General features: G+C 68.5%; 10 protein-coding genes. 7 read left to right on the plus strand and 3 right to left on the minus strand.

Annotated features, from left to right (window positions below):
• Positions 1–261: 261 nt before the first annotated feature.
• On the plus strand, positions 262–1665 hold the full coding sequence (locus VFO26_RS09825; RefSeq protein WP_325114787.1) for an HD-GYP domain-containing protein: 1404 nt from the start codon (positions 262–264) through the stop codon (positions 1663–1665).
• Here VFO26_RS09825 and VFO26_RS09830 read toward each other — a convergent pair.
• Positions 1617–4202, minus strand: coding sequence for a LuxR C-terminal-related transcriptional regulator (locus VFO26_RS09830; protein ID WP_325114788.1), 2586 nt, complete (start codon positions 4200–4202; stop codon positions 1617–1619). The genes VFO26_RS09825 and VFO26_RS09830 overlap by 49 nt on opposite strands.
• A 90-nt stretch (positions 4203–4292) precedes the next feature.
• Positions 4293–4559 (minus strand): helix-turn-helix transcriptional regulator, encoded by a 267-nt coding sequence (locus tag VFO26_RS09835; protein WP_325114789.1) that lies wholly within the window; start codon positions 4557–4559, stop codon positions 4293–4295.
• A gap of 159 nt (positions 4560–4718) precedes the next feature.
• Between VFO26_RS09835 and VFO26_RS09840 the strand changes: the two genes are divergently transcribed.
• Genes VFO26_RS09840 through VFO26_RS09865 form a run of 6 tightly spaced genes read left to right on the plus strand, consistent with a single transcriptional unit; the run spans position 4719 to position 10201 of the window.
• Positions 4719–6548, plus strand: coding sequence for a heavy metal translocating P-type ATPase (locus tag VFO26_RS09840; protein ID WP_325114790.1), 1830 nt, complete (start codon positions 4719–4721; stop codon positions 6546–6548).
• A 57-nt stretch (positions 6549–6605) separates the two neighbouring features.
• A complete protein-coding gene (locus tag VFO26_RS09845; protein ID WP_325114791.1) occupies positions 6606–6983 on the plus strand; it encodes a helix-turn-helix transcriptional regulator in 378 nt (125 codons plus the stop codon).
• Positions 6984–7028: 45 nt separating this feature from the next.
• Positions 7029–8108 carry an FAD-dependent oxidoreductase gene (locus VFO26_RS09850; protein WP_325114792.1) on the plus strand — a complete coding sequence of 360 codons (1080 nt, stop codon included), beginning with the start codon at positions 7029–7031 and terminating at the stop codon, positions 8106–8108.
• 31 nt (positions 8109–8139) lie between these two features.
• A complete protein-coding gene (locus VFO26_RS09855; RefSeq protein WP_325114793.1) occupies positions 8140–9000 on the plus strand; it encodes a GerMN domain-containing protein in 861 nt (286 codons plus the stop codon).
• Between the two features lie 47 nt (positions 9001–9047).
• Positions 9048–9776: a DsbA family protein gene (locus VFO26_RS09860; RefSeq protein WP_325114794.1), complete on the plus strand. Its 729-nt coding sequence runs from the start codon at positions 9048–9050 to the stop codon at positions 9774–9776.
• Positions 9777–9784: 8 nt separating this feature from the next.
• Positions 9785–10201 carry a vitamin K epoxide reductase family protein gene (locus VFO26_RS09865; protein WP_325114795.1) on the plus strand — a complete coding sequence of 139 codons (417 nt, stop codon included), beginning with the start codon at positions 9785–9787 and terminating at the stop codon, positions 10199–10201.
• Positions 10202–10217: 16 nt separating this feature from the next.
• On the opposite strand, the gene VFO26_RS09870 is transcribed toward VFO26_RS09865, so the two are convergent.
• The gene (locus tag VFO26_RS09870; protein ID WP_325114796.1) at positions 10218–11273 is read right to left on the minus strand and encodes a class II aldolase/adducin family protein; all 1056 of its coding nucleotides are present in this window, start codon (positions 11271–11273) and stop codon (positions 10218–10220) included.
• Positions 11274–11342 lie beyond the last annotated feature (69 nt).

Here is an 11342-nt window from a genome sequence, read left to right on the forward strand (position 1 = left end):
TAGCCGTTGGCTTCCGGCGTGGGCTCATTGCGTGAACTCCATCCGTCGACTCTCACTTCTGCTCGGACCCAGCGATCCCCCGGATGAGGGATGCCCGGGTTGTGGACAGAAACGAGGATTCGACGGGCTTACCAGTCCTTCACGCCAGCTGACATGACGGCGAGAAGGAGGTTGCGAACGAAGGCCTTCCGCATTCGCTACTCCTAGATTGGGAACTGACGGCAGAGGGATCGTATACCCCGTTCGAGGGATAGAGCAAGTTTGGATCACCACGGCCATCCCACTCGCCTGCTCATCGGATACGTCCTTGGGCTGACGGCGGCCGCTCTTCTTACGGCCTACATCCTGATCGAGTTCGGCTTCACGCTTGGGAACGCCTGGGTCGTCATCGCGCTCTGCCTGGCCGCCGCGGTCGCGGAGCGTGCGTCTGTGCGGCTCAGCGACACGACGGAGTTGTCGATTTCGCCAGTCCTGACGCTGTTCGCAGCGGTCCTCTTCGGCCCGCTAGCAGGTGGAATTGTCGGTGCAGCGTCTGAGATCGGGGACTCCGAGCTCTTCCAGGACAAGCACGGACGTTCGCTCCATCTCAAGTGGCTGACTTACACCAGCAGCCGCTTCATGGCCGGCGCGGCCATGGGCCTCACGGCCGGTGCTGTGCAGGACCGCATCGGAGGCACGGCTGGCCTCTTTGTAGCGACGATCGCCGCATCCGCGGTAGGCGAAGCGCTCGAAATTGCCTTTGCCACCGTTACGAGTCGTGTACGTGGCAACCGAACCGCCATAGCTCGGATGGTCGGCCCAGTGATGGCAACAGCTATGTGCGTATATGCACCAGTAGTCGCGGCCCTGGCATTCACGTACAGCGACCTCTCTCCCTGGACGGCGTTCCTGTTCCTCGCGCCTGCCCTCGCCGCGCAGAGGCTGTTCAGCCTCTATCAGGAGAAGGCGCGCTTGTACGAGGAACAACTGACTCTCTATGCAGACCTGCAGTCTGCGAATACAGCGCTCCGAGACGCAAACCTGTCGTTCGCCACTGCGCTTGTACAGACGCTTGAAGAGAGTGACCGCTACACAGCCGGACATTCAAGGGCAGTCGCGACCTACTCCCGCGACATCGCCCAGAAGATGGGACTCGCTCCGGAAGAACAGGAACGCGCATTCCTGTCGGGACTCGTGCACGACATTGGGAAGATCGGACTGCCAGCCACACTCCTGAACAAGGAGGGGCGCCTCACTCTTGACGAACTCAGAGAGATGGAACGACACTCCGAGATCGGAGAGAGAATTCTCTCCAAGGTCGAGGCCTACTCTGATGTCTCGTTGATCGTTCGTCACCACCATGAACGAATGGATGGGGAGGGCTACCCCGACGGGATCCGAGGAACGGAGATCCCGTTGATTTCGCGGATCATCGCTGTCGCTGATGCCTACAACGCGATGACTTCTGATCGACCGTATCGACTGGCAATGGAGTACACGGTTGCCCGAGATCGGCTTCTGCAAGCGATGGGGAGCCAATTCTTCACCGACGCGGTCGTTGCCTTCCTCTCGGTGCTTGCCGATGCCGACGGTGACTATCGCGGGGCACGCGGGTCCGGGTTTGGCGTGATGATCGATCAAGGTGAGTCTTCGTCTGACGGTTTCGCGGCGGCCGGCGCCGCGTAGCGACCACGCGCCGAGTTAAGAGCCAGCGCCGTCCTCGAACGGATCCCCAGCTTGTCAAACACGTGATGGACGTGCACCTTCACTGTGCCCATGCTTATGAAGAGCTGGCGCGCAATCTCGGCGTTGGACAAACCTTCGCAGACTAGGTCGTAGACCTCGCGCTCACGTGCCGAGAGCGAGATTGCAGGATCAACGAGCGATGCTGGAGAGACGCCGAGTGCCTCGACACGCTCATCGTCTCCGGCTCGACGAACTAGGAAGACCGCCTTGTCTCGTACGCGGCTCGACGCAAGGAGAGTAGAAAGCAAATCGGGATTGGCTCTATAAGCGGTCACCGCGAAGTCAACGGAACCCGTCTCGAACACGTGGTCTACCAACGCCTCGCAGCGTTGGATCAGATCAACGCTCCGCTCCTTCAGCGCGCAAACAGCGTCGACGGCGTGGAACAGAGCGTGTGCCTCTATTCCCCGAGTACACATGGCCGCCTGCTCAACGAGTTCCATCGCCTCGCTCAGCCGTCCAATCGTTGCGAGTGCGAGTGCGCGCGAACCTAGAACTTCACCCCTCATGCTCGGGAGCGCGTCGTCGATGCTCGGCGGCTCCGTAGCGCAAGCTTCTGCCGCCGCGCCTGTCTGGAGAAGCACTCGCATGCGGATCGCGTATGCGTTCTGCAATCCGTTCACGTCGTTCAGTCGACTCGCTTCCCGATTCGACTGCTCGACCGCGCGAAGGGCTTCTTCACTCTCGCTCAGGCCGGCTAGTGCTACCGCTCGTGTCGCATAGCCGTACGGCAGGGCTGGACTGACACGAAATCCTGTCGCGTCGTCGATGAGCAGGTTCGCCATCTCCAGGGCGTCTCCGTAATAGGCGCCAAGAGCAAGGGCCCACGCGTGCATGCTCAGGAACGAGCAGCGAATTAGCGGGTCATCGACACTGTGGACAAGCTCGAGGGCTGCTCGACTATCGGGGAGGTGGGTGACGAACCCGAACCGAAACCCGAGGCTCAACTGCTTGTCTGCCATCCGCACCTGGTCTCGGACGTCCGTAACATCGACCGTTTGCTCAAGCTGCCTGAGCAATTCGTGAGCCTCCGGCCGTTCGAGCGCCGAGGTACACATCAACACACCCCACCTCGCTTCTCGCTCCTGGGCGCGAGTGCGCGCCGCGTGACAGGCGCTTCGGTAGTAGTTGAGCGCCTCTTCTTCGTGGGAACCGACGTGCGACGCTCGTGCCGCAGCGACTAAGAGGCGGTACTTCACCTCGCCGGTGGCTGTCTTATCGTGCATCCCACACCGCGCAACGGTCAGAGCGGTTACGTGACGTCCTTGGCGTATATGAAGCTCCGCCTCGGCGACCGCGAACACCGGGTGCCTTGAAAGCCTGCGTGCCCTCGCGTAGCGGACCCACTCCTCCACAGCAATGAGACGCCCGCTGTAGACCATGTCGTCAACCGCTTCGAGCACCAACCCGGCTAGTTCCTCGTGGAGGTCGTGCTGGCGAACCAGCTCGAATGCGGGGTCCCACTCTTGTCTCTTCCTGTACACCGAAAGCGCGTCGGCAGTCGCAGCGGCTAGCCCGGAGATTGGCTCGTTAGGCACGCGCGCCTCGAGGAACGCGCGGACGAGGGGGTGGAGCTCGAGGCGGGCGTCTCGCTCCTCGAGGATGCCCAGGCGAAGCGCCTCGTGACATACCTGTTCCGCGCGCTCGGGGCCGAGGATCGTCTCCGCCAGCTCGCGGTCGACGAGCGGCATGGCCGCCAGGATCGCGAGGCCGGTCTGGACCGTGGGGTCGAGGCCACGATAGAGCTCGTCGGCGAAGAACTCGTAGAGCGTCTCCGGCAGGTCGGCGTCCGTGTCTGGCGCGTCCGGGGCCATGCCCGCGAGACCGACCACCGCCGGCCAGCCGCCCGCGAGCGCCACCAGCCCCGAGGTGAGCTCGGTTCGAGCGCCCTGCAGGATCTCCTCGATCTCGTCGGCTCCCATGGCGAGCGCGGTCTGCGGGATCTCGAGAACGGCACCGTCGAGGATCCGCCGGGGCTGCACCCACGTCGGACGGACGCGGCTGGCGATCAAGAGCTGCACCGGTGACCGCTCGACGACCGTCTCCACGAACGCCTCCGACGCCACGGATACCGCCAGGTGCTGGTAATCGTCGATCACGACCCAGGCGTGCGCGGGCCAGTCGTCGAGATCCTCCGCGAGCATCTCGGCGAGCAGCGTCGCCTCCCGCTCGGGGTCCTGGGTCACCGCCAGCCGTTCGAGGAGGCGCCGACCGGCGCCCGGCAGGATTGCGTCCGCGGCGGTGACGAGCGCCCTCGCGACCACCGCGACGTCTGCGGCCGAGCGCCGCGCATGGAACCAGCCGACCGCACGACCGTCCCGCGGCGCCCACTGCTCCACGAGAATCGTCTTGCCATACCCGGATCCGGCGACGAGCGTCCGCACGCGTGCGCTCGACCGATCGAGGGCGCGGATCAGACGGGGGCGCTCGATGATCCGGCGCCGTCGGATCCTCGGCTTCCGTGGCTCCTCTGCCATCAGGATCGGTGGAGTGAACCTACTCCACTCCCCTCCGTTCTGGGAAGAGGACGCCCGCGGCCGGCGTGTGCGGACCGCGGGCGTCTGCCGTCAGCGGCTCCGTGGGGGGCGGAGCCTGACGAGGGCGGGGACGTAGGGGTCCTCACCTGTGAGCAGGCGATACGCGGCGGGGATCTGTCTCCGGCGTGCAACGCCCAGCTTCACGCGAAGCGCGTCGCTGTGTGCCTTCGCGGTGCGAGCGGAGATCCCCAGGGACCGCCCGACCTCGTCGTTCGAGCACCCGGCCGCGATCAGCGCGACAACCTCGCGCTGGCGGTCGGTCAGCGGCGCGTCGACTGCGGTGGCCGTCCTCGTCATGGCGCGGATTCTTTCGTCCCTCGTTCGAGGGATCCATTCGTCAGCGGGTGTAACCAGGGGTGTAACCCGCGGGTCGGCCCGTGGGGGCACTCGATCGCGTCGCTGCGGGCACGATGAGGCCATGCGTGCCGCGGTGAGGGGCGTAGGCCGGAGTTCCGGATGAAAGAGCGCGTGCTCGCAGTCGCGGCGCTCGCGGCCATCGTCGCAGGTGGGATCCTCTGGCTGCTCGGCGAGCCGGGGTGGGCGGACATCGTGTGGGGGGCCGGAGCGGCGGTCGTCCTCGTCCCGCTGATCGTCGACACGCTGCGCAGCCTGCTCGAGGGAGACATCGGAGTCGATGCGATCGCCCTCGTCGCGATCGCGTGGGCGTTGCTCCTCGGCGAGCAGCTCGCGGCGGCGATCGTCGCCCTGATGATGGCCGGTGGTGCGGCGCTCGAGGCGTGGGCGGCGGGCCGAGCCCGGCGAGAGCTGCGCCGGCTGGTGGAGCGGGCGCCCCGCGTTGCACATCGCCACGGGGCATCGGGGGTCGAGGAGGTGCCCGTCGAGGAGCTCCAGCCCGGGGATCTCGTCGCGGTGCGCGCCGGAGAGATCGTCCCGGCGGACGGAGTCGTCGCGGCCGGCGACGCCGTCGTCGACGAGTCCGCGCTCACGGGAGAGTCGCTCCCGGTCACGATCCCGACGGGAGGCGAGGTGCGTTCGGGCACCACGAACGCGGGCAATGCCTTCGACGCCCGCGTGATGCGACCCGCAGCCGAGAGCGCCTACGCGGCCATCGTCCGGCTGGTGCGGACGGCGGAGAGTGACCGGGCCAGGTTCACACGCCTCGCAGACCGGTACGCGGCCGTCTTCCTCCCGTTCTCGCTCGCCGTCGCCGGCCTTGCCTGGGGAGCGTCCGGAGATCCGAAGCGCGGCCTCGCCGTGATGGTCGTCGCGACTCCGTGCCCGCTCATCCTCGCGGCTCCGATCGCGTTCGTGGGCGGGCTGTCGCGCGCCGCGCGCGCGGGTGTGATCGTCAAGGGAGCAGGAGTGCTCGAGCGCCTGGGCGCTGCCAGGACGGTGCTCCTGGACAAGACGGGGACGCTCACGAGCGGCGAGCCTGCGATCGAGCGCATCGTCGAGCTCGGGACGCTGCCGGCCGACGAGACGCTTCGCCTGGCCGCGTCGCTCGACCAGCTCTCGGCCCACGTGCTCGCCGAGAGCCTCGTGCACGCGACGAGCGCCCGCGGAATCGCGCTGACGACGCCGACGGGCGTCGAAGAGGAGCCGGGCCGCGGGATCGCAGGCGTCGTGGACGGGCGCCGCGTCGCGGTCGGCTCGAGCGGCTGGCTCGAGAAGCGCGGGTACGACGCGGTGCGCGAGCACGCGAGAGCGCTCGACGACGGCGACGGGGCAGGTCGCGCGAAGGTCCTGGTCGGCGTGGACGGGCGACTGGAGGGTGTGATCGTGATGGCCGATCAGCTTCGGCCGGGGGCGGAGACCGTCGCCGAGGAACTCCGCGCGGCAGGCGTCGAGCACGTCGCTCTCGTGAGCGGCGACCGGATGGAGATCGCGCGCGAGGTTGCCTCCACGCTCGGCATTGACGAGGTCTACGCCGAGCAGGATCCCGCGGAGAAGCTCGAGACGGTGAGGCAGGCCCGCGAGCGGACCGACGGTGTGGTCGTGATGGTCGGTGACGGCATCAACGATGCGCCGGCGCTGGCGCTCGCCGACGTGGGGATCGCGATGGCGGGCAGGGGAGCGACCGTCTCCTCGGAGACGGCAGACGTCGTCGTGGTCGTCGACCACGCGGGCCGTATCCCGTTGTCCGTCCGCGTGGGCCGACGCTCGCTCGCGATCGCGCGTCAGAGCGTCGTCTTCGGCCTCGGGTTGTCGGTCGGCGCGATGGTCGTCGCCGCCTTCGGCTACCTGCCCCCGGTGTGGGGCGCGCTCTTCCAGGAGGTGATCGACGTCGCCGTGATCCTCAACGCGCTCCGGGCGCTGCGCGGCTAACCGGCCGAGATCCCGGCAGGTTTGCCCCTCTCGCCCTCCGTGCGATCATTTGGCATGGTGAAGCTCAAGCGTCCCAGGACGCCGCACTACGACGACCCCATGGCGGTCGGCCTTCGGTTGCACGCCGCACGTGAGGCCGCCGGGATCAGTCAGCGCGAACTCGCATTCCCCGGATGCAGCGCTGCGTACATCTCGCGTATCGAGCGAGGCGAGCGCATCCCGTCGCTGCAGGTGATGCGCGAGCTCGCGCGCCGGATCGGGATCAGCGAGTCGGCTCTCGCCTATGGCCGGGAGCGCATGGATGCGGCCGTCTCGGAGGCAGTTGCCGCGGTCGAGGCCGCCGAAGCCGCCGGCGACCGCGACGAGCTCGCCAGGGCGTACCGTGCGCTGGCACGCGCGGCGTCACGCGCCGCGAAGTCGCGGCGCGCCGCCTGACGCCGCTCGCCTCGGTTGCGCCCGGAGCCCGCGTAGGATCGGACCGTGCCCCCGGACGCCGACATCGTTGTGGTCGGCGCGGGGATCGTGGGCATCGCGACGGCTCGGGCGCTCGCCGGATACGCCGGAAAGGCGCTCCTGCTCGAGCAGTTCGAGCTGGGCCACGCGCACGGATCCAGCCACGGAACCTCGAGGATCTTCCGGCTCAACTACCCGGACGAGCGGTTCGTCCGGCTCGCCCTGGCGGCCGACTCGGCATGGCGGGAGCTCGAAGCCGAGCGGGGCGAGCGCCTGATCGACCGGGTCGGGTCCCTCGATCTCGGGCCGGTCGCCATCGAGACGTCGCGGGCACTCGCAGCGTGTGGGGTGCGCAGCGAGACGCTTTCGGCGGATGAGGTGCGAGAGCGATGGCCGCTGCTGCTCGAGGCAGGCGAGACCGCAGTGTTCCAGCCGGACGGAGGGGTGACGTACGCCGACCGCGCATACAAAGCGCTTCTTGCCGGGGCCTTGGAGGGAGGAGGCCTCGAGGTTCGCACGAGCACGCCCGTTCGGTCGCTCTCGCTCGGCCGGGGCGCCGTCCAGATCGAGCTCGACGGCGGCGTCCTCACGGCACGTGCCGTCGTCGTGGTCGCCGGCGCCTGGGCTCCCGAGCTACTCGCTCCAGTGGGGATCGACCTCGCCGTCGTCCCGACGCGCGAGACCGTCGTCTACGTGGACGTGCCGGAGGCAGGAACGATCCCGGCGCTGATCGACTACGGCAGGCTTCCCTCTCCGAGCGAGGGCGGGGCGCGCGCTGGGCTCGCCGGCTACGCGCTGGCGGCGCCGGGACAGGGGCTCAAGGCGGGTCTCCACCACTCCGGCCCCGCCGTCGTGCCGGGCTCCACGGCCGAGCCGGATGAGTTCATCGCGGCGTGGACTCGAGAGTGGGTCGCCTCGCGGTACGAAAGAGCCGGCGAGAGGCTCGGCGCGGACACGTGCCTGTACACCAACACGGCCGACGACGAGTTCGTGCTCGAGCGACACGGGCGGGTCGTGGTCGGCTCGGCATGTTCCGGCCACGGCTTCAAGTTCGCACCTCTCGTCGGGCGCACGCTCGCCGCCCTCGCGCGCGAGGCAGCCGACTGAATTCCGAACAACTGCCAGGCACGATGCGCCCGTGATCCAGTGGCCGATGCGCCTCGCCGCGCTTGCGGTGCTCGCCTCGCTCGCGGTGGCTGCAGCGGGCTGCGACGGCAACGGCGACGAGGCCACTCCGCCGCCGACGGTGCCCGAGACGGTGACCGAGACGATCCCTCCCGCCGGCGGCACGACTTCGGTCGCGGTCTACCTCCTTCGGGACGGGAAGGTGGCGCCGGTCCGGCGCGAGATCGAGGCGACGCCGGCGGTCGCGCGGGCCGCGCTGACCGAACTGCTCGAAGGTCCCACGCCGGACGAGGCCGGCGACGGCCTGGTCAGCGCGATCCCGGAGGGAACTGCGCTGAGGGACATCTCGATCGCCAACGGCATTGCCACGGTCGATCTCGACGGAAGGTTCGACGACGGCGGCGGGAGTGCGTCCATGCTCGGGCGCGTCGCGCAGGTCGTCGCGACGCTCACCCGCTTCCCGACCGTCGGACGCGTCGCGTTCCGTCTGGACGGAGAGCCGGTCGAGAGCATCGGCGGAGAGGGTGTCGTCGTCGACCCGCCGATCGGCCGCCGGGCGATCGAGGACCAGACGCCGCAGATCCTCGTCGAGTCGCCACTTCCGGGTGACGACGTCTCGGCTCCGATCCGCCTCGTCGGGACCGCGAACGTCTTCGAGGCGACCGTCTCGCTCGAGGTCCGGGACTCGGCCGGAAAGGCGATTCTCGAGACCTTCACGACCGCCACGACGGGGACGGGGACGAGGGGCACCTTCGAGACGAGCCTTCCGCTCCCTGGGCGGACGGGGGACGTGACGGTGGTCGCGTTCGAGTCCTCTGCCAAGGACGGCCGGCCGCTGCACGTCTTCGAGGTGCCTCTCACGCTCGCGCCGTGAACGGCACTGCGACTCGCGCGCGACGATCGCAGGCAGACTGACGCGCGATGCCGCCGAAGCCGCGAAAGCCTCCGCCCCGCGGGGGGTCAGGGAACCGGAACCTCCTGATCGCGGCGGCAGCCGCGGCCGTCGTGGTCATCGGGCTCGTCGCGGCGAGCCTCCTCCTGCGAGGCGACGACTCGGAGGAGACCTCCCCGACCACGACCGGGCAGGCAACGACGCTGCTCGACGGGATCCCCCAGGAGCGCGCCATCCTCGGCTCCCCGGACGCGACCGTGACGCTGATCCAGTTCGAGGACCTCCAGTGCCCCGTCTGCAAGCGCTTCCAGGAGGAGGCCTTCCCGGGAATCGTCGAGGAGTACGTCCAGCCGGGCAGGGTCAAGCTTCGCTTCGTCGGGATGGCGTTCCTCGGCCCGGACTCCGAGAAGGCCCTCCTCCACGTGATCGCCGCCGGTGAGCAGGGGAAGCTCTGGCATTTGGCCGACGCGCTCTATGCGAATCAGGGCGACGAGAACTCGGGGTGGGTCACCGACGAGCTGCTCGAGCGGCTGGCCGGTGAGCTGGGCCTCGACTACGAGAAGCTCAGCACGGATGCCGACGGCCCGGGCGCGCTGCAGCAGGCGAACTCGATGGCGGCCGAAGCGCAGCAACGGGAGATTCCCGGGACGCCGTGGTTCTACGTCCAGGTCGGCGACGCGGAGCCGTACGAGGTCCGGCCGGGCTCGTTCGACATCGAGGAGTTCCGCACGATCCTCGACGACGCGCTCAGCAGCTGAATCGAAGGATGAGCGACCGCACGCTCCGCGCCGCGGCCGCAGTCGTCGCGCTGGCAGGCGTCGGCGTGGCCGGGTACCTGACGTACGTCCACTACCAACCGGAGGCGCTGATCTGTACCGGCGGGGGCGGGTGCGAGACCGTCCAGGACTCCTCCTACGCCGAGCTGGCCGGGATCCCGGTGGCGCTGCTCGGCCTCGTCGCCCTCTTGACGCTGCTCGGCCTCCTCGCGTGGGACAGCGAGCTCGCCCGCACGCTCGCCGCCGCGCTCGCACTCGTGGCGCTCGGGTTCGCGGCGTACCTCGTGATCCTGCAGGCGTTCGTGATCGACGCGTGGTGCGTCTGGTGCCTGGTCAACGACGTCCTGATCGTCCCGTTGCTCGCGCTGCTGACCGTGTGGCGGGCCCGCACCCACACGTCCGGCTGATGCCGAAGCCCTAGAGCTACGTCATTGGCACCTGGCGCAGGATGCTCGACTCGATGCGGTCGAGGATCTCGGTGAGGGTGTCGCCCGTCGCCGTGATGCCGTGGTTGCGGAGGCCGATCACGGCGTGCGCCGGGTCGGGCTCGCGGTCGATCAGCTCCGCGACCGACTCGGCGAGCTCCTGCGTCCCGCAGGGGTAGTTGATATCGGTCGCGGCGATGCCCTCCATCCACGCGTGGACGTGGAGGATCGCTCCGACGTCGGGATGGGCCCGGTAGATCATCCAGTGCTCGATCGCGTCGACCGACACGCGACGCGGCTCGATCCCGGGCGGGACGCTGATCACCATCTTCGCGTTGTCCTCGTCGTACCCCGTGACCATCAGGATGTCGCGCCCGGCGACCTCGAGCTGGGACTTGTCGACGCCGCTCGCGCTCATCCAGAACCTCGTCGCGTCCTTCCGCGCGGACAGGTTCCCGTAGGAGAGCCCGCCCACCTGGTAGAGCCGCATCACATGCCGCAGGTCGCGCTCGTCGAGGTACTCGTGGACGGGGAAGGGCGCCGGCAGGAGGTCGAGCTCCTGCATCCGCTTGCCTGCCGCACCGATGTCGGCGGTGACCTCGTCGCCGTCCCAGAGCTCGGGCTCGAGATCCGCCACGAACTCGTTGTCGATCACGAGCTTCGACTTCGCGAGCGGCGCGAGCCGCTCGAAGACCTCACGCGGGTCGTCCGAGATCTTGTACGTGCCGCGCTCCATGGTCGTGAACCACACGCCCTGCCCGGGCACGTGGAGCACGACCACGTTCGCGAGCGTGCGCACGAGCATCGGGTAGCTCGTCTTCAGGACGTCGTCGGGCGCCTCGTCGAGCTCGTAGAACGAGGCCGAGTACGTGCCGCGGGACTGACGGCGGAACGCCTTCGGCTGCTCCGCGTCGAACATGTTGAGGACGAAGTCCGCGTCGGCGATGTCGTCGACGAGGACGAAACCGTCCGCCTCGAACTCCATGCCGATCGACCGCACCCAGGCCTCGTGCTCGGGCGACGTCGCAGTGCCCCAGATCGCGTACCTCCGCATGCGGCAACTCTACCGTGGCCGTTCGGCGCTCAAAGCCCCGCGCGGTCAGCGAAAGAGATCGCGCTCGCG

Origin of the sequence: Gaiella sp., assembly GCF_035710885.1 — a bacterium.
Lineage (GTDB): Bacteria > Actinomycetota > Thermoleophilia > Gaiellales > Gaiellaceae > Gaiella.